This is a genomic window from Bacteroidia bacterium (genome assembly GCA_041391665.1).
GTDB lineage: Bacteria > Bacteroidota > Bacteroidia > J057 > J057 > JAGQVA01.
Map to the genome: position 1 here is coordinate 2727307 of JAWKNO010000001.1, position 21326 is coordinate 2748632.

At 49.7% G+C, this 21326-nt stretch carries 10 protein-coding genes; 9 read left to right on the plus strand and 1 reads right to left on the minus strand.

Annotated elements, in window-relative coordinates:
• Positions 1-5: 5 nt before the first annotated feature.
• The gene (locus tag R3D00_11115; protein MEZ4773722.1) at positions 6-5102 is read left to right on the plus strand and encodes a T9SS type A sorting domain-containing protein; all 5097 of its coding nucleotides are present in this window, start codon (positions 6-8) and stop codon (positions 5100-5102) included.
• Between the two features lie 28 nt (positions 5103-5130).
• Here R3D00_11115 and R3D00_11120 read toward each other — a convergent pair whose 3' ends face one another.
• On the minus strand, positions 5131-7233 hold the full coding sequence (locus tag R3D00_11120) for a pyrroloquinoline quinone-dependent dehydrogenase (protein ID MEZ4773723.1): 2103 nt from the start codon (positions 7231-7233) through the stop codon (positions 5131-5133).
• A 622-nt stretch (positions 7234-7855) separates the two neighbouring features.
• On the opposite strand from R3D00_11120, the gene R3D00_11125 reads away from it, so the two are divergent.
• The 8 genes from R3D00_11125 to R3D00_11160 all read left to right on the plus strand — a co-directional run bounded on the left by R3D00_11125 (position 7856) and on the right by R3D00_11160 (position 21243).
• The gene (locus R3D00_11125; GenBank protein MEZ4773724.1) at positions 7856-8728 is read left to right on the plus strand and encodes a phytanoyl-CoA dioxygenase family protein; all 873 of its coding nucleotides are present in this window, start codon (positions 7856-7858) and stop codon (positions 8726-8728) included.
• Positions 8721-9860 carry an alcohol dehydrogenase catalytic domain-containing protein gene (locus R3D00_11130; GenBank protein MEZ4773725.1) on the plus strand — a complete coding sequence of 380 codons (1140 nt, stop codon included), beginning with the start codon at positions 8721-8723 and terminating at the stop codon, positions 9858-9860. Before R3D00_11125 ends, R3D00_11130 begins: the two co-directional genes overlap by 8 nt.
• A 15-nt stretch (positions 9861-9875) precedes the next feature.
• Complete coding sequence (locus R3D00_11135; GenBank protein MEZ4773726.1) at positions 9876-10679, plus strand: alpha/beta hydrolase-fold protein; 804 nt, start codon at positions 9876-9878, stop codon at positions 10677-10679.
• Between the two features lie 60 nt (positions 10680-10739).
• On the plus strand, positions 10740-11729 hold the full coding sequence (locus tag R3D00_11140) for an aldo/keto reductase (protein MEZ4773727.1): 990 nt from the start codon (positions 10740-10742) through the stop codon (positions 11727-11729).
• 117 nt (positions 11730-11846) lie between these two features.
• On the plus strand, positions 11847-13697 hold the full coding sequence (locus tag R3D00_11145) for a hypothetical protein (protein MEZ4773728.1): 1851 nt from the start codon (positions 11847-11849) through the stop codon (positions 13695-13697).
• Positions 13698-13909: 212 nt separating this feature from the next.
• Positions 13910-16639: a hypothetical protein gene (locus R3D00_11150; protein MEZ4773729.1), complete on the plus strand. Its 2730-nt coding sequence runs from the start codon at positions 13910-13912 to the stop codon at positions 16637-16639.
• Positions 16640-16683: 44 nt separating this feature from the next.
• On the plus strand, positions 16684-18090 hold the full coding sequence (locus tag R3D00_11155) for a fibrobacter succinogenes major paralogous domain-containing protein (GenBank protein ID MEZ4773730.1): 1407 nt from the start codon (positions 16684-16686) through the stop codon (positions 18088-18090).
• A 108-nt stretch (positions 18091-18198) separates the two neighbouring features.
• Positions 18199-21243: a TonB-dependent receptor plug domain-containing protein gene (locus tag R3D00_11160; GenBank protein MEZ4773731.1), complete on the plus strand. Its 3045-nt coding sequence runs from the start codon at positions 18199-18201 to the stop codon at positions 21241-21243.
• Positions 21244-21326 lie beyond the last annotated feature (83 nt).

Sequence of the window (21326 nt, forward strand, 5' to 3'; positions counted from 1 at the left end):
TCCTGATGATTTCAGCCATTTTTAACCTATTCAGATTCCCGATATGTCTGATGTTTGCCCTGATGCTGGCCCTGCAGCAAATGGCCGCACAGCCACTGACTTTCCCCAACAATTTCCACGCATTTGTGGACTGGGCAGATATCGATCAGGACGGCGACCCCGATTTATTGTATTCCTACCGGGTTTTAAACAATTCACAGGCGTGGACCCGGCTTGCCCTGAATACAAATGGTAGTTTTGCTTTTGCTGCGGATACCATAACCCAGACATTTGGTTTTGTCAAATGGGGCGATTTTGACAACGACGGCGACCTGGACTTCGCCCAACTGGGTGCTCAGCCGGGGATATATGAAAACACAGGAAATCTGACATTTTCCAAGCTTCCCACCGTGTTGCCAGCCTATAAAGGGGAACTCGACTGGGGCGATTATGACAACGATGGCGATCTGGACCTGGCGATTGCCGGAAATGTATCCGGCAACTGGTATGATACGGCCTATATCCATCTCTTTCAAAATGATGCAGGGGGTTTTAGTGAATTAACCGGTTTTAACCCGGTGGCAAATCCATTGTTTGACATTAAAGATATTCAGTGGGTGGATTATGATGTGGACGGCGATCTGGATCTAACTTTCAGCATGTTTGGCTATTCCGGTCAGGCTGGCCGGAAAGGAGCGATTTTGCTGGAAAATAATGGCGGGATTTTCGCTGATTTGGGTCTCACTATGAAGGGCCTTCGTGCAGCATGGGGGGATATTGACCAGGACGGCGACCCGGATGTAAACTGCGGACGTAATTTTAATAACGCTTCTCAAAGCATTTCTTACCTACAGACATTACCCGGAGTATTTCAGGATAGCCTGTTGGTGAGTCTGGGCGGCCTGGCCCATATGGGGCTTTCAAAACTGGGGGACTGGGACAACGATGGCGATCTGGACTGGATGATTGCCGGAGGACTGGATGCTACCCCGGTAACGGGCAGATTACTGAACAATAGCGGGGGAAGTTTTTCCCCCGGAACCAGTTTTGCCAGTTTCAAATCGCCGGTAAGTGGGGGTTTTGCAGATACAGACGGCGATGGCGACCTCGATTTTCTGATTTCCGGGGTAGATGGATTTACCGGATCAGAAACCTATGCCACACTGTTGTATCAAAATTCAGCCTCCATCTCCAACACCCCGCCTTCTATACCTTCAGGGCTTGCAGGCAATATCAGCGGCGGGAATTGTGCCAATGTGACCGTTATATTTCAATGGAATCCCGCTACTGACAACGAAACCGCATCGGCGGGCCTGACCTATCATCTGCGTGTGGGAACCAGCCCCGGCGGTCATGAGGTGTTTTCAGGCGCAAAACACTGGCAACCGGGCCCTGGCAATGTACAGCAAAACACAAGCTGGACGATTGAAAATCTTAACCTGAGCCAACCCTTGTACTGGAGCGTAGAAGCGGTGGACAATAGTTTTGCCACTTCGGGGTTTGCACCCGAACAAGTACTGCTTCCCCCCGGGGGGAATGCCCTTTTTGCCGATGCAGGAATATCTTTTCCCGGGATCGGGGTTGGTTCATTGGAGTGGGGAGATTTTGATGCTGATGGCGATCTGGATATCCTGGCAAGTGGAGATCAGCAAATCAATGGTCCGGGCACGACCCGGCTGTACCGCAACGACGGAGGTAGTTTTAGTCTGGTCAGTCCCCTGCCTTTCGCGAATCTGAAAGAGGGAAGTGCCAGATTCATCGACTTTGACCGGGACAATGATCTCGACGTCATCCTGATGGGGAGAAATAGTTCCAATACGCCCCTGACGATTCTGTATCAGAATGCTTCGGGTACTTATTTGCCGGTGCTCAATCCCAATTTTACAGGCTTATACCGGGGCTCGCTCTCCGTAGCCGATTACGATGACAATGGCTATGCAGATGTTGTGGCAATGGGGCTGAATGCCGCAGGAACCCCTCAAACCATTTTGTATTCCAATATCGACGGAACGTTAGAGCAAAGCGGCATACCGCTGACCGGCCTGTATGATGGCGATATTTCCTGGCATGATCGTTCGGACCGGTTTCCCGACCTTGTCATATCAGGAAAGGGTTTTCTTGGCGATGCTTATACCTTCTATTACCAGAATATAGAGGGAGACCTTACCCAGGTAGGCAGCAATAACCTGCTGTCCCCGATGGCTGAATCAGCTATTGCAGCTAATAACCGGGATGGAGCTGGATTTTACGAGTATGTGGTGATGGGTTCAACGTCTTCGTCGCCGCAAACTTTTGCCTATGTCTTCGACGATCAGACGGAGTCGCTACCGGGTTTTTTGTATGGTGATATTGTCTGGATCGATTTTGACAGTGACGGAGACAATGACCTGGCCATGACCGGGTTAGACCTTCAAAGCAATCAGGTACAGACCCGCCTGTACCAAAATATCAATGACAGCTATTCGCTGGTTTGCGGTGCGGTGCCGGAGGAAGGAAATGACCGGAGCCGCCTGGCCGTGGCCGACTTTGACCAGGATGGAGACCTTGATCTTATGTTCACCTCGTTTGACGGAAACGGGCAGGCTTTTGGCCGTCTTTACCAAAATGATAATAATGCGGTTAACACTCCCCCTTCCCTGCCGCCGGGTTTTTCTTTGTCTGCCAATTGTAATGTGTTGGAACTGAGTTGGGACCCCGCCAATGACAATGAATCCCCCTCCCATGCCTTGAGTTATGCTGTAAAAGCCGGAACGAATGCCGGAGGAAATGATATTTATCCCGGCCAGGCCCTGTCTGACGGAAGCCTCCTGTTGACCGGAGAAGGCAACAATGGCAGTCTTACTTCTGTCCGGATTCCGGTATCTGCCTCCGGGATGTATTATGTGGGCGTACAAACCATCGACAATGGATTTGAAGCTTCGGGTTTCCTGATAGATTCCATTGCTGTGGTAATTGTGCCTGATAGCCAGTTGGTTGTGAGCGAAGTGCCTATTCAGTTTCCCCGGGCAAATAGCCGTGGACAGCAAATTCGCCTGTTTGATCTGGACGAAAACGGATATCCTGACGTCTTTACCAAAACCAGAAGAGGATCCAATATTCCTTATGTGGACAGCACCTGGGTGTTATTGAATGATGGCTCATCGTATTCGCTGGACACCCTTTTCTCTCATGACGAAATAAGCACCTTTGTCGATTTTGACGATTTCAACGGGGATGGACAAATTGACCTTTTATATACGGTTGACTTTTCTCCCATCATAGGTCAGCCTGATTCAACTTATATTTATCCCGGTTTGGGAAATGGCGCATTTGGCGCTCCGGTCAAAGATACTCTTCCCGATTTTTTGAGTGTCAGTTCTGGTCAGGTGGTTGACTATAACCATGACGGAAATACGGATCTGCTGGTAAGTGAACAAAACCTGGCCAGTAAACCTTATAAAATTCTTTACTACGATGATTCCAGGGCAGTGCTTGATGTAGTAGAACTGGATAGCTCTACCTATACCTCCACTTTTTTCCGTTCCCTTAACAGATTTCAATTTGATCTGAATTCAGATGGTTATGCGGACTTAGTGGTGGGGAAACGAGATTCTGCAACATTTTTTTTATTCAGAAGAAATCCGCTAACCTACATCAATGATCAAAACGGAGGGTTTACCCTGTATGATCATATCCGCCCTGACACTGCTGCTATTTACCCTCATCTGGAATATTATCCCGGGGATCTGGACAACGACGGAGACCAGGACCTGATAGCGAGATATCTGATCGGAGAACCCGGTACTCCGGACCGGAGATCGGTATTCAGGTTTATGCGAAATGACGGCAACCTGGTTTTCACTACCCTGAATCTGGCAAGTACGGAGGACTCTCTGGTCATATTAGCCGGGCCTGGTGCTGTCTTTGATTTTGATAATGACGGTGATCTGGATATTCTTACCCTCGAACTCAGTTTATCAGGAAGTATTCACCTGATTGAGAACTTTGGGAACTTTGAATTCCACGAGCGGAAACTATGTCTGGACTATGAAAAACCATCCCTGATATTGACTGATCTTAACGGCGATCAGAACATGGATCTTATCGGTATTAGTTCAGGAGGAATAGCACCTGTACTCAGGCAGGCCACTTATCAAACCGCCTCCCCCAATGTTGCCCCGTCTGCTCCTTCCGGTCTGACCGCAGTTTACCGGCCGGCAGACTCTGTACTCACCCTTTCATGGCTCCCTTCGACGGATGACAAAACCCCCGCTCCGGGCCTGAGTTATAACCTCCGTATGGGCAGTGCTCCCGGAGTTGCCGATATTATACATCCCCTGTCTGTCATTGATACCGGAAATCCGCTGGATGGGCGACGCCTGATTACAGAAATTGGCAATGCTTTTCAGCAGACCGCATGGAATTTTCATAAAGTAAAAATCGGTGTGGATTATTACTGGTCAGTACAGGCCATTGACCATAGTTATGCAGGTTCAGCATTTGGGGCAGAACACATCGCCGCCTCCAACCGTTCCAACGGCAACGGCGCTGCATCCGGTACAATGGGAACCGGTAACCCCGATGGAAGATACGGCGCTGGAAGGAGTTCCGGTCTGGATGTGCCTATTCCCGATGCTTGGATTGCCCTGACTGACGACCTCTCCGGAGACACCTTGCTTGTGGACAAAACCGACAGTCAGGGACACTTCGATTTTTTAAATCTGCTCTCTGGGGATTACCGCATTGTAGCAGCTTACAACAACCTCCCTATGCATCCGGACAATCCTGTGTTAAGTCTGTCTTCGGGCAATGAAACGTTTGCGGTTACTGTGCTGGCTTCCACAGATTATATCTATGTGGTGATTGATTCCGTGACGAGTAGAATACAATCGGGGCTTTCACCTGACAAACTGTTGGTGTACCCCAACCCTGCAGAAGATCTGGTGGTAATAGAATATCCTTACCATGCGCCAGGCTCCGCCGAGGTTCAACTGGTAAATATGCTGGGGGAATGCCTCACACGCCAGCCCTGGGATGGTTTCGGGAAGATGAAACTGGATCTGAGTCCTTTTCCTTCAGGTTTTTATCTGCTAAACTTCGTTTCGCCTACCGGAACACTGAGCCGCAAACTGGTGATAAACTGACGTTTGAATCTGGTTAAATTTTCCTGCCTCATGGTAGCGCAAACGCCACATAACTATCTCCGCTTTTGGTGAGTTGTTTTCCTCCGCCTCCGGCGGCGATGACGACATACTGTCTGCCTTCGTACTCGTACGTCGCGGGTGTCGCGTAGCCGCCGGCAGGGAGGGTGGTTTCCCACAGAATCTGGCCATTTGACTGATCGTAAGCGCGGAATTTTTCATCTTTGGTTGCGCCCAAAAATATCAATCCACCTGCGCTAGCGATCAGGCCGCCAAAGTTTTGTGTTCCGGTTTTGGGCATTCCTCTGGCGGTCAGCTCGGCAAATTCTCCCGAAGGAACCTGCCACACGATTTTGCCTTCATTCAGATCAATGGCTGAAAGTGTCCCCCACGGTGGAAGCGTGGCCGGATAGCCGTCCTGATCGCGAAACTGAACATATCCGTTGATAGAAAATCGCGGCACAGTTGACTTTCGGGCGGTTTCTGTGGTGCTCACCAGGTAATCTGCAATCGCTGCTCTTTCCGCCTCAGACAATTGCTCAAACGCAGGCATTACGCCTCTGCCTGTGAGGATTTGTGCCGCAATTGACGCGGAAGAAAGGCGGTTTCCCACTGTCGCGAGCGAAGGATTCGAAGCCATACCTTTCAGATCGGGGCCGTGGCAGACCGCACACTGCTGAAGGTATAATTCTTTCCCCTTTTGGGCAGTTTGGGGATCAATGGGCTGTGGCGGTGTTTTGGGCGTGAGTTGGAGGATATTGGCGATTTCGTTGGCATTGACATACAACCAGCCTTTTTGCGGGTCAAAGGCGCCGCCATTCCACTCCGCGCCGCCGCGCATTCCCGGTACAATCAACGATCCCTGCGCGCTGGGTGGGGTGAACATGCCTTCATTTCGCAGGCTGCGAAATTTTTCCAGCGCATAAGCATGCGCTTCGGGTGTGCGGTCGGTCAGTTCATTTTCTGTAATCGACTGCCGCACAAATGCCGGAGGGGCCGAAGGAAAGGGTTGTGTGGGCCATGATTCTTCGCCCTCAAGGTCAGACTGGGGTACCGGGCGCTCTTCAACTGCAAATAGTGGTTCTCCGGTTTCCCTGTCCAGCAAAAATACAAATCCGTTTTTGGTAAGCTGAGCCACGGCTTCCACCGGTTTGCCATTGTGTTTTATGGTAACCAGGTTGGGCGGACAGGGCAGATCGTAGTCCCACAAGTCATGGTGAATGACCTGGTAATGCCAGATTTTTTTGCCAGTTGTTGCATCCAGTGCCAGAACAGAATTTCCATACAGATTTTGCCCTTTTCGTTCCCCCCCGTGAAAATCGAAAGAGGGAGATCCTGTCGCCAGAAAAACCATTCCCCGCTGTTTGTCCAGACTGAATCCACTCCAGGCATTGGCTCCGCCGGCAGTTTGCCAGCTATTGTTTTCCCAGGTTTCGTTTCCAGGTTCTCCGGGCAGGGGAATGGTTCGGAATATCCATTCCATTTTCCCCGACCTCACATCATAAGCGCGGATATGGCCGGGTGCGCCGTCGTAGGATTCGGCCACATAAGAACCGAGAATGAGCAGGTTTTGGAAAATGATACCCGGAGAGGTTGCATTCACCCAGAGGTTGGTGGTGTCCCGGTCCAGTCCCGGTCGCAAATCTACGACCCCTTCATTGCCAAAGGTGGAGATTGGTACGCCGGTATCAGCATTCAGCGCGAAAAGATGGTGGCTGTAAGTAACCAAAATTCTTTTGTCTGTACCTTCTTGCCAGAAGGTAACGCCCCGGTTGACGCTGTTGCTCCCTTTTCCGCCTGTCGGGTCAAATGACCATTTTTCTTCCCCGGTACCAGGATTTAATGCAACTACTTTCATGGCTGGAGACGTGATGTACAGCAGGTCATTGACCATGATGGGATTGCACTGGATCGTAGGGCGACCTTCGGCAGGAAGATCTCCGGTATGATAGGTCCAGGCTACAGCCAGTTTGCCCACATTCGACTTATCTATTTGAGAAAGGTCAGACCAGGCATTACTGGCTTCATTGCCGCGGTGAACCTGCCATGTTTTGACGGGCTCATTGTTTTGAGGCGAACAGGCACAAGCTAAAATCAGCAGTACCAGCAGAGAGATTGGAGGGGAAAGGCGCATGAGAAAATCATTTTACCAAAGTTAAAAACGGAATTAAGAAAAAGAGGATAATTTATGTGGCCTCACTTCGTGAAAGAATTGCAATGATCTTCGATCAACATTTTTATGGTTCACGCATCTGCTAAGGCAGACAGGAAGGAATCGCAGAGGAATCGCATCTGCACGGGCAGACGCAAAGGCATCTGCGTTACTTCCTGTCTGTTCTTGCAGATGCGTGGTACTCTGCGTTTATATCAACGCCACTGATCGTAGATCAACATATTGAAGGTTCACGCAGAGGCCGCAAAGGAATCGCAGAGTTTCGCAAAGGGATCTGCGTTACTCTGCGTGGTACTCTGTGTTACTCTGCGTTTATATCAACGCCACTGATCGTAGATCAACATATTGAAGGTTCACGCAGAGGACGCAGAGGAATCGCAGAGTTTCGCAAAGGCATCTGCGTTACTCCGCGTTCCAAAACAGGGGGTGATCTCCGATCAACATCGCGATGGTTCACGCATCTGCTAAGGCAGACAGGAAGGGATCGCATGAGAAAATCGTTTTACCAAAAATAAAAATTAAAGAAAGGTCTTTTCAGATAAATGATATACCTCTAAATTGGATCACTCAAAAATATCCGAATATGGTAAAAGACCTTTCCCTCGAACACAGACTCGTTTCTGATCTTTTTCAATGGCCACAATCTCCCGAAGAATGGGACCAATACAGGCTGAATGAAGACCAGATCGCCTTTTTTCGCGAAAATGGCTACGTCTCCAATATAAAGCTGCTTGACGAAAAACAGGTAGCCGCTCTCCTCAAAGAATTGGACGAAATCGCCGATCCGGCGCATCCGGGGCATTCATTGTACTACGAATTTCACTCCAATGAGTCTTCAGATCCCAATGCCGTATTGTTTCACGCCCTGGGCGCGTGGCGGCTGGCACCAGCTTTTCACGATGTGTTATGGAATCCGGCATTTGTCATGGCCAGCAGTCAGTTGCTCGGCAATGTGCCGGTGCGTTTCTGGCACGACCAGTTATTCTGCAAACCCGCCCACCACGGTGGGGTAGTGGCCTGGCATCAGGACTATTCGTACTGGACCCGCACCAAACCCATGTCCCACCTCACCTGCTGGGTTGGGCTTGATGACGCCCGCCTCGACAACGGCTGCCTGCATTATGTGCCCGGAAGCCACCGCTGGGGATTGCTCGACAAACCCGACCTCGCCGGCAATATGGACGGACTGATGGAATATCTCACCGAAGAACAAAAGTCTCAGTTCTCCACTGTTGCGATCGAAATGGAAAAAGGTCATGGCACATTTCACCATCCCCTGCTGGTTCACGGTTCCTATGAAAACCGTTCGCCCCGGTCAAGGAAAGCATTTGTGTTAAATGTTTTTGCCGATGGAGTGAGATCCGATACCAATGACGCTGTTTTGGATGGCGTACCGGCGATTGCCAAAGGTCAAAAAATGGAAGGACAGTTTTTTCCGCTGTTGTATCATGGATAACCTAACCAAAATGCATCAGGCCAAAGCCATCATCGCTCATCCCGACAGATCATTTTCCCTCGAAGATATAACCGTCGCCGCTCCGCAGGGCGATGAGGTCGTGGTCGAAATGCGGGCCGCCGGAATCTGCCATACCGATTACGATTCCCTCCGCTGGGGAAAACACCTCGTCATCGGCCATGAAGGTGCAGGTGTGGTTCTTGAAACGGGCCCACTGGTAACCTCCGTCAGACCCGGCGATCCGGTGATTCTCAACTGGGCAGTGCCCTGCGGGCGATGTTTTCAGTGCCAGGAGGGCAATCAGCATATCTGCGAAAACCAGTCGCCCGTAGTGGCGGGAAACAACGGATTTAATGCCGGGCATCCTCCATTGGAAAGAACGACCTGGAATGGCCAGCCCGTAGAACGATCGTTTAACCTCGGTACATTGTCAACTATTACGCTTGTGCGCGAAGCTGCCGTGGTGAAAATGGCTGTAGAGATTCCCTTTTCCTCTGCTGCTATTGTGAGTTGTGGCGTGATGACGGGGTTTGGCTCTGCGGTGAATACGGCAAGAGTGAAAGCCGGGAGCTCGGTGGTCGTGCTGGGCGCCGGAGGCGTGGGGCTGAATGTGATTCAGGGAGCGCGGATATCAGGCGCGGGAAAAATTATCGTCGTGGATGTCAACCCAGGGAAGCTGGAAATGTCGAAAAAATTTGGTGCGACGCATACACTTCTCGCAGACCGGGCCGACAAGGGACTGTTGGCTGCTGCCAAAACTGTCAAAACCATGACAGACGGAAGAGGTGCCGATTATTGTTTTGAGTGTACGGCTGTTCCCGATCTGGGCGCAGCACCTTTGGCAATGGTGCGCAATGGTGGCATGGCTGTGCAGGTAAGCGGAATTGAGCAGGAAATTGTCTTTAATATGGAGCTGTTTGAGTGGGACAAAATTTACATCAATCCCCTCTACGGCAAGTGCCGGCCACAGATAGATTTTCCCATTCTGATGAACCTCTACCATAAAGGCGACCTGCTGCTCGACGAAATGGTGACAAAAACCTATTCCCTTGACCAGATGCAGCAGGCTTTTGACGATCTTCTTGCAGGGAAAAATGCCAAGGGGGTTGTGGTGATGAAACAGGACTTCTGACTTAATAGAATCAGCATGCAAAAACCCTTATTCCGTACCTTATCCTTTTCCGATCCCGCGTATGAGTTTGGCGGATTGCGGTTTGTTACGGTCAAAAGCGCAACGTTGGGTCATCGGGCGGATGTGTGTGTATTTGTACCGCAAGGCCATACAGGTGAAGACTTGCCTGTAGTGCTCTTGTTACATGGCGTGTATGGCAGTCATTGGGGATGGGCGATGAAAGGCGGTGTGCACCTGACTGCGCAGCGGATGATCGATGAGGGAGAGATTCCCCCGATGGTTTTGGCCATGCCTTCAGACGGGCTTTGGGGCGATGGCAGCGCCTATTTGCCCAAAGGAAAAGCCAATTATGAAAAATGGATTGCGGAGGATGTACCCGCACTTTTGATCAGTGAGTTTCCCGCAGTGTCGGAGCAGTCTCCGTTTTTTATTGCAGGGCTTTCTATGGGCGGATTTGGCGCGTTGCGGATCGGGGTGAAATATCACCAACGGTTTCGCGCAGCGGCGGGCCATTCGTCCGTCACTACAGCCGCCCTTTTGCAGCAGTTTGTGGAGGAAAACCCGGAGTTACATCAGACCGAAAACCCCGATGATCAGAGTGTGCTGGCAACCATACTCGCCAACCGGCAAAACCTGATTCCCCTGCGGTTTGACTGCGGCGTAGATGACACCTTGCTGCCACACAACCGGGAACTGCACGAGTCCCTGGAAAAAGAAGGCATACCGCACGAATATCAGGAGTACCCCGGCGAACATACCTGGGATTACTGGGCGGAGCATGTGAAGAAGACCTTGCGGTTTTTTGGGGGATTGTGCTGATGGGGTAAGGTATTTTAAGGATAATTGTATATTTACCCCACAATAAACAATTCAATTATCATGGAATATCGCAAACTGGGAAACACAGATCTCGAAGTTTCCGTCATTACTTTTGGGGCCTGGGCCGCCGGCGGCTGGATGTGGGGCGGTACCGACCACATGGAATCCATTCGCGCCATCCGCTCCGCGTATGATCTGGGGGTAACCTCCATCGACACCGCTCCGGTTTACGGCCAGGGTACCAGCGAAGAGATTGTCAGAGAAGCGCTCAAAGGCATTCCCCGCGATAAAGTGCAGATTCTCACCAAGTTTGGCATGCGCTGGGATCTGACGGAGCCTAAAGGCGATTTTTCCATGCGCAACAAAAACAACCAGGGTATTGATACCGACTTCTACCGCTATGCCGGGAAAGAAAGCATTATGAAAGAAATCGAAGACAGTCTGCGCAGGCTGAATACCGATTATATTGACCTTTACCAGCTCCACTGGCCCGATACCACTACCCCCATTCAGGAGACATTTGAAGCCGTGGCAAAACTGCTGGAACAGGGCAAAATCCGCTATGCCGGGGTCTGCAATTACAGCGCAGCACAGATGGCCGAAGCAGAAAAGTACGCCCCCATCATTTCCAATCAGGTACCCTATAGCATGGTGAACCGCAAAATCGAAGAGGAAACCGTGCCCTATTGTATCGGCCACAATAAGTCTGTTCTCGCCTACAGTCCGCTGGAAAGGGGACTGCTTACCGGCAAAATCATGCCCGGCCACTCCTTCGCCGAAGGCGACCACCGCGCCAAACATCCTTCATTTTCCGAAAACAGTATCCTCCGCACCAATGCTTTTCTCGAAAAGATCAAACCGATAGCAGAAGCTAAAGGCGCAACCCTCGGGCAACTGGTGCTCAAATGGACCATCGAACAGCCGGGAATTACCATCGCACTCGCTGGTGCGCGGAATGAAAAACAGTCCGTAGAAAATGCCAAAGCGGCTGAGATTATCCTGAGTGCTGAGGAAATCGCTTTTATCAGCCAATGTCTGGCGGAGCGGTAGAGAGAATGATAAATCAGCACTCCCTGTTGTCCTTGATTTTATCCCACCGGCTCATCCCGACTGGACGCCATAGGGATCTGTTTATAGATTGCTTCAATCTAATTTTAACAGATCCCTATGCAAAAACTACTAAAGTATCTCTTTGTATGCCTGCTGGGCCTTTTCGCACCAACATCTGTGATACTCGCCCAAAGCTGGATCAAACAACTGACGTATAACTTTAACCTCTCAGGGCAAATCATGACAACCACTCATGATCATGGGACGGTTTTGTGTGGCACAATCGATGACCAGGTCAACCACGATGACCTGTTTGTATGCAAGCTAGATACAACGGGTACACCCATCTGGCAATACACCTATAGCGGCATTTTGGATATTGAGGGCAGAACGATTCAGGAACTGGCAGATCATGGGTTTATTATCCAGGGCAATATTCCTTCCGGGGCAGATAAGCTGATTATCAGGTTGGATTCTGCCGGACAACTTCTATGGGCAAAAAAAATAGAAGAAAGTGGTTTACTGACCTCCTTTTCATATTCAAAAATGCTGGAAACTTCTGCCGGGCATTTGCTTTTTACCATGTATGAGTCCTTATATACCACATACCCTTCCCTGGTTGTTTTACTAAACGCAGATGGCAGTATCCGCTGGAGAAAACGCATTAGCTGGGGCCATGAGATTAACCTGCATTCGGCAGTGGAATTGGAAAATGGAGACTTTTTGCTGTACGGGCAGGCATGGCTTAGTACACTTTGGGATATCCTGCTTGTCAGGGTTGATTCTTCAGGAAATATTCTTGGAAATTACTATTTCGGGCGAACCAGTTCCTCGCAGAGAGATGTGGTGTTGGAAATCAAACCCGGTACAAATGGAAGCCTCTATATGGCAGGTCATACCCGCCAAAGCGGATGGAGTTTGGGATGGGGGTTTCTGAGTAAGTTAGACAGCAACTTCAATATAGTCTGGGCAAAAAGGTACGGTACCTCAACCTCATCGACAGTTATTCATGATTTTCAACTGACGGGAGATGGAATCGTTGCAGTCGGGGCCACCGACCAGATTGGAAATGGCGGTACCGATGCATGGTTGTTGAAAACAGATTCGATTGGTCGTATCCTCTGGCAACAAACTTATGGCTCCTCCGGAAATGATGAATTTCAGTTTGTAGATATTCTTGACAGCAATACCTTCTGGGCATCGGGTATTCTATCGTCTCCGGTTTATGGAGCGCAAACCCCTGTTGTGGCATTATTGGATGAAAACCAGGCCATGTGCAACAGCGGCGCAGGATGGGTGAGTATTGATACACTCATATTTGTTAGAAATACCCTTTCAGGTCTCACTGTTTCAACTGTTTCTAACCCAATCGATGCTTTTAGCCTTACGGCCAGTAGTCTGAATCTGGTGATGTTTGACCCATGTCAACCGCTAGCCGCCGTTACGTTATACCTTGAGGGCGGGGAAAAAAACGGGATGGTGAATGTATCCGCTTATAGCTCTTTGCCGGAAGGCCGCTATATACTCGAAAGAAGTATCATTCCGGATCAGTGGGAGACGATTTTGCAAGGCAATTGGGATCGGGGAAATAACTCCCTTCAGCTCACAGATCCCCATCCTGTACCCGGTTTGTGCCTGTATAGGCTACGACAGACCCTCGATGTTCGTGAGGTGCAGATCAGCAATCAGGTCGAAATTGCTGTGCCTGAGGTGCAGCATTTTTTTGTACATACCAATGAAAGCGGATACCCGGTCTTGGATTGTGTGACAGGAAGCCAAACATCATTACGCTGGAGCCTCCTGGATTTACAGGGGCAGGTTATTTATTCGGGTGAATCGGGATCAATAACTCCGGGAAACTACCAATGGGAGTTTGCCACACGGCCACTTTCTCCCGGTATTTATCTGATTCGTATTTCGGACGCTTATCAGTCCTTTCCTGTGATCAAATGGATGCGTGCTTATTAATGAACACCTTTTAGGTCCGGTTTTAGCCGTATGCATTTCCTGTCATACGAGAGATGCACAAAACACAAACAGGTAAATATACCTATTCCAGCAGGTATATTTACCTGTTTTTTTAATCAGGTAAATATACGCTGTTACCGCGATACGCTGCCCGCCATCTTTGTACTATTCCATTAAGCCAAAATAAACGATCATCCTAAACTTATTGACTTATGAAAAAGTACAAATTCCTGTTATTGCTGATCGCAATCCTGACGTTTGCCGGATCAGCCTTTGCCCAGCAGCCCACGCTTCCGATCAATCTGACAACCTCGCTTGCCGGTTATCCGAATCAGACCTTCCAACTAAGGATAGATAACTTCCTGTATGAAACTAGTGAGTCTCCCGAAAAAAAGTATGGTCAACACGAACTCACCAATATCACTTACGATCTGTCTGAGTTTCCGATTATACAATGCACCAAAAAATCTGACGGCTCAATCATCGCGTTTGATCTTACGTCAAGGCGCTTTCAGGATGATCTTCAAACGATCACGGTCAATGGTACCGCTTATACCCTGAAAGCCAACCGGGAGATATTTAGTGGAACCACGAAAATTGGTTCCGACGCAGGGGTACTGCGCAATGAAAACCAGAACCTGCTCAAAGTGGACAAAAATACGGGTACGCTTTTTCGCTACAAGGGTGGAACTGCCTGGGAAGAAGTAAAACAAATCGTGACTCTTCACGGCACCTCCTATGTGGTGAAAACCAACAACTCACTCTGGGTAATTTCTCCTGATGGAACAATGGATGAGCAAATTGGCACCAACGTCAAACTCATTCTCTCCAATGAAAAAAATGTAAGCGCCAATCTGTTTGTCCAGACTACCACCAACCAATACCTCAACTACGACCGCGCCAAAAAAACCTGGCCAGCAGTAGGCCTGAAACCGATTGCCCTCAGCCCCAATGTCATTGATCCGGGGATCTGGTTTGTGCTTCAGAGCAGGTCTGACCTTACCAATCAGAATATGGCACTGAAAGTCAAAGATGATGGTACTACCGAAATGGGCGCTATTCCTCAGACAGGCCCTATGGACGAGTTTTTGTGGCGGGTTGACAATACTGCGAGTGGCAAGTACCTGTTAAACAAAAAAACAGGCGGTATGGCGCTGAATGTAAATGCCGGAACCACGAAAATGACCAATAAGGCGAATGTTCCTACACAACTTTGGGCGTTTACCCTCGCCAATGTGGATGTGCACGGCACCAATGCCTATACCGTCAAAAATAATGCAGGCAACTTCCTATCCAAAAGCGGAAATGCCATCAGCCTCACCACAACCGGAAGTGCCGAATCTCAAATTTGGCTGGCGCAGCCCATGGACGTGCTTACCGGATACAGACTCCCTGCACAAAATGGAACCGAAAAATACGACGCCTACAACAAAGTCCTGAAAGTACCCAACGGTCCCACCATATTCGGAACCACGAAAGTCAGCGAGTGGAGCATGCTGCAAGCCTATTTGATCGTGCACAATATGCTCAATGCACTCAAAGTAAAACCCACTGGTGCTTCACTTACAGCCCTCAACAACCATAAAATTGTTGTGATTGGAAAGGATGATGCTTATCCCGCGGTGGCTGATTATCCGATCATCACCGGAAACAAAATCCTGGGTTTTTACCGCGGGTTAAATGCAGGGGCTGCTTACACCGTATTCACCGAAGAAATGATGTGTATGAATGGCGTAGTCAACCGGTTTGCAGATTTTGGCGAGCGGCGATTTGACCATATTACCCATGAGTTTGGGCATGGAATGGACAATATGCTGGGTTGGAACGGACAAAATACCATTGGCGACTCAAAGACCACCACTTGGTTAAACACCCAAAAAGTCGAACTGATCGCCATCTCTGTGCAGGCCTGGTTTGACTGCAACTATCCGGGGAGTTATTCGAGTTTTCCTCAGACAAGAACACTTCTGCTAAGTCAGGAGAATACAACTCCCCCGGCAGGTGAAACCAAAAAGAACCCCTATCAATACATGGCAGACAAATTTAACACTGCCAACACCTGGAAACCACCCTACCGCATGCGGAAGTTTCCGATGACAAATACCGCGGGTAATCAGGTGATAAGCAGCCTGAAATCCCAGAACGGGCAGTACAAACTTTCGCTTAATGCCGCCGGCAACCTCTGTGTGTATAACATTACAGGCACTTCAGAAACTGAACTCAAAACACTTGCCGAAACCTCCGGCCAAGGCAAAAAACTGGTAATGAAAAAAGACGGAGGCCTGGTGATTTTGAACAGCGCGGGCACAGAAATCTGGACATCCAAAACAGCCGGTGACAACGGCGCATATCTGGCTGTAGAAGATAATGGAGATGTGAAAATCTACTGGGAAAATCCCGCAAAAGGGGTCTGGGAACAAAGCTGGCCCATGTGGATCAAACATTTTGCCGGAGGCGGTGTATATCAGATCGAAGGGGTGAAAGCCTATGAAGGAAAATACTGGACAGTAACCGGCACGGGTACTAATGATCAGCTGGCTTTTCTTCCTCTTCCCGCCAATGCCACACAGGCAGAAACCAACAAAACCCTGTTTAAAGTCGTGATTGAAAATCGAAAAATGGGGGGAGGGGCTGTGTCATTTGAGAGCGTAAGCAATCCTGGCTATTTCCTTTATCCGATCCGTCCCACCAACATGCCCTGGATTATCGGCGTAAGACCAGGTGTTACCGATACCGACAGGGAGTTTATCGTCAATGGCGCCATTACCGGAGTCTCTGAGCAGTTTAGCTTATTTCCCCGCAAAAATCAGGCATGGACAGTGGGCTCTGCGGTTATCCGCGGGATCGGATTTCACATGCCCGGTGTGCTCCGGTATATGCCGACCTATGGAGATGCTGGCCTGATCAAAGGCGCTTTTGTGGCAAAAGAGTATCAACCATAAATGCTACGCTAATCTTTTATTGGGAACCACAAATAATACTTAAAATGAAATCAGTAATTATAAATAACCTCCGCCAATTCAAAATTCTGCTGCTCATTTCCTGCTGCCAATGGCTGATGTATATGCCGCTTCTGGCCGAAAATACAGGTATTTCCGCCAATCCGCCTTTTTCCGGCACGATATGGATTGCGCCGAAAACGATAGAAAGTACTGATAAATCTTCTTTCAAAACAATTTCCGATAAGGCCACGGTCGAAAGCTCTGTTGAAATCTACGACCGAGAGGCGGCGTCCGGAGCAGGGGCGTTTATCAAAGTGGATGTCTGGGCGTTTGACGTTACCTATACCGACAATATTACCATGAAGGTACGGGTGCGGAAAAGTGATTATTCAGAATCCGAAGCCAAAACCCTTGCCAATCAGTATGCCTTTATGATGGGACAACTTCCCGGCTGTCTGCGCAAGGGGGTTGAGTTTGTCAACCTGATGAAAGGCGACAGAGAGTGGGGCGGAAACGGAAGCACCAAAGCCCTCGATATACAAATCGGAACGGTCTCAGAGGATTATCAAAGCCGGGGTATTCTGGAAGAAACGCTGGTACACGAAGCCTGCCATGCGGCGCTGGATTATACTTACGCTGCTGCAGCCGGATGGAAAGCCGCCCAGCAGAAAGATCCTGCATTTATTTCTACCTATGCCCGCGACTATCCTGATCGTGAGGATATTGCCGAAACTTTTCTGATGTTTCTGACTGCGGAGTATCGCAGCAACCGGGTGGACAAAACCCTGCTCAATAAAATTACCTCCAATGTCCCCAACCGGCTGAAATATTTTGAAAGTCTGAACCTCAACCTCAGCCCTTTTGCAGAAACCGTGATGGATATCGATGGTAATGTGTATAAAACTGTCGAAATCGGAAACCAGACCTGGATGGCCGAAAACCTTCGCGTTACAAGTTGTAATGATGGTTCTCCCATTGCTGAAGTGAAAGATCAAAGCATTTGGGTAACAAAAACTACGCCTGCCTATAGCTGGGGCGATTTTACTACCGTTGAGAAGAAAAAACAATACGGCGCATTCTACAATGCCTATGTGGCTCAACAAGCCTGCAATGTTTGCCCGAATGGCTGGCATGTACCTTCACAGCCCGAATACCAGCAATTTCTCGATGGACAAATGCCCAATGCCCAGGTAAAACTCAACGATCCCGTCATGTGGCCCAATGGTACAGTTGCTGACAACGCCAGTGGCTGGAGTGCCGTTCCTGCCGGCGGACTGGGCGGCGATGTGCCGGGTGCTTATGATTTTAACCGGTATGCCTACTTCTGGAGCACTTCTCCAAGGTCAGCAGGTGGCGTATATCTTTTTGTGATTCATGCACAGGATGCCGGCGCGCTGGGTGTTGCCTCGCATAAATATGGGTTTTCAATCCGGTGCATAAAAAATCAATAACATAATTTTTTTGTGTCCACCATGCAGTTTACTGCTTTCAGTGGTCTATGGTGTGTAGGGAATCCTCAATATCGGGATTCCCTGCTCATTTACCTAAAGCTCCCTGTTATGCGTAAACTGCTACTTTTGACTACGGTGTTTACCGTTACCCTGAGATTTGCCGGACTGGCACAGGAAACTACCCCGAAAGCATCCAAAGCCGATTCCGAAGAAAAAATTCCTTACATCCTGGGAATAAAAAAATCTCCCCACACGCTGCCTCATGCTGTGGAAACCTTCTCCGGAGAAGAACTCCTCACCGCCGGTGCTCCCAGCCTCCCCGAAGCCCTGACAGGGCGCGTCGCAGGACTGGAGATACTAACCCCCGGCGCTTTACCCGGAACCACCTCCCGCCTGAATTTCAGGGGTATTCGCTCCCTTCAAAACGGCGCAAATCAGCCCATCGTCATCCTCGACGGGGTGGAAATTGACAATAATATTTCGGGTGCAGGCGCTACCTCCGCCCTGGATGGGGGCGCAGACTGGGGATCTGGTATCAATCAGATCAATCTCTGGGATATCGCTTCTGTTACGGTGCTCAAAGGTCCCGCGGCTACAGCTCTTTACGGTAACAGAGGTGCCAATGGCGCGATTATCCTTACCAGCAAAAGCCCCGAAAAAAGTACCGGTGTCAGCATTGGCTTCAACATGAGCCGGATACAAACCGACATCTGGAAAAGCCGCGAAGTGCAAAACCTCTTTGGCGAAGGCAAAGCCTGGGAAGGCAGCCAGGAATTTGAAACCGACGACCAGGGCGGGAATCTCCTGCCCCGTGTAGATCCCGATATGGCCGGTGCCAGCTGGGGACCGGCTTTTGATAACAGCCCCGTCATCTGGTGGAACGGACAAGTTCTCCCATGGGAATCTCAACCCGCCAATATTGCCTCCATTTTTCAACCGGGCCTTTCTACGTCGTATAATCTTTCGCTTTCCGGCGCAAATGAAACCGGAGGTTTTCGTGGGTCCATTACCCAAAATGAAACAACGCCTATTCTGCCCAATACATCTTCCCGGCAGACTACCCTGCATCTCAGTTCGCAGCTCCGGCCTGCAAAGGGATGGGAAGTAAATTCTTCGATCAATTTGCTGAGATACCAGGCTCAAAATGCTCCTGTATCGGGCATTTCCCATTCGTCTATCGGCCATGAACTGTTGTGGAACCGTGGCAGAAGTTTTCGCCCCGATCTGGAGGAAAACAGTTATCAGAATAGCGATGGTTCGCAGGCTATTGCAGGCGTAGGATTTCCTGTCGATAATGCACTGGGGCGGGGGAGAGGTATTTCCGGACCATTTTTCTGGAATCTGAACAACAACCAGGACTCATGGAAGACCGACAGAATGTATGGCTCATTCAGTATAACCCGGCAAATTCGCCCGTGGCTTTCATTGACCGCGCGCTCTGGCGCAGATTATTCTACTTCTTCTTTCGAATCGCTGCACAGGCCTACAGATACAACCGGACTGGCTGGGGGAAGATATGGACTTACGCTGGGAAACAAGCTGATGACAAACCACACGCTGATCCTTGAAGCAAGAAAAAATTTCACCAAACATATTCACCTTTCCGCTTTTGCCGGAATCGAAAAATGGTCAACCCGCTTTCAGGAAATTCGTGGAAGTAATGGCGGTTTTGATTTCCGGGAACCCGACTATTACGCCTTCTGGAATGCCTATACGGACACTGCTTCTATACGAACGATTTTTGATAGAACCATTCCCGGAGAATCGCGGTACAGTCAGTCGGTGAATGCCGCATTTGCTTCAGCCGATCTGAATATCAGGGACAGGTACTTTCTGCGTATCAGCAGCCGTACAGACCGGTTTTCTACCCCGGCAGGCAATCAGCCTGCGGTTACCTATCCCTCCGTAGATTTTGGGTATGTATTTCGCGATGTGGCGCGCACTTCACGTAAGGTATTTACTTACGGGAAACTTCGTGGATCCTATGCTTATGCAGGCAATCAGGCAGATATTTACAGCCTGCACCCTGGCTATTTTTCAGGGATTTACACAGGCATTTTCCCGACACAAAATCTGGTCAATGAAAAAACCAGCACGCAGGAATTTGGTCTGGAAATGGCCTTCTATCACGGGCGAATCAAACTTGACGGAGTTTGGAATCAAACCCTGACCAGCAATCAGATTTTGCCGGTTCAAACGGGTGATGGTCAGCCTGGCTGGATCAACAGTGGAGAAATTGAAAATAAAGGACTGGAACTGACCGCCGAAATCATCCCTGTTCGGAGCAAAGGTATTGAATGGCGAATTCGTTTTTCCGGCGCAGGGTACCGCAATCAGGTGCTTTCACTCGCCGATGGCGTAGAATCTGTCTCCCTGGGCGGAATGCTCGAAGCCCGTGTCGGGCAACCGGTTGGGGCGATTGTGGGTTACGACTATTTATATTTTGACCAAAACGGAAATCAGGAGACGGATCCTGAAGAAAGAACGCCTGAAAACCGCATCATTTCTTCCGATGGAAAATGGTACGGTACAACGGACGAAAAAGTAGTGCTGGGAAATGTTAATCCCAAATGGTTTGGCGGCATCACCAATACCATCACTGTGATGGGCGTAACTTTCCGCGGGGTAGTGGACATTCGGCAGGGAGGAGATGTATTCTGGGGCTCGCAGGCCGCTGGCCTGGCTTTGGGACAGTCGCCCGCGACGCTCGAAGGCCGTACCGCATTACTCGGTGGCCTTCCCTATACGGATGTGTATGGAATCGAACGCGACATGGGCGTGATCAAAGAAGGCGTATATGCCGACGGAAAACCTAATAAAACCGTCGTTCCCTATTACTACAAATACCAGGACGTATTTTCACGACCCGACGGGAAAGGCCCGGCAGCGGCAACCATCTCCGCTGGCTCATGGGTGAGGGTAAGAGAACTATCGCTGACTTATCAGTTTCCCGATCGTATGCTTCAGAAAAACGGAACCATCAAAGGGCTGCGTGTCAGTGCCGTGGGCAGAAATCTCTGGTTTCTCCGCAATACTGCCCCCGACGGACTTGACCCGGCGGGAGTGCTGAGCAGTGGTATGGGACGGGGAATGGAATGGGGGCAGATGCCCACAACCCGCAGTTGGGGATTTGTGGTAAATCTTGGGTTCTGACCCTAATACCGGGAATAAACAGATGAAACTATTTGTCTAAAAGCCCGAAAGGACATCAAGTCCTGTATCAACAATTATCACCC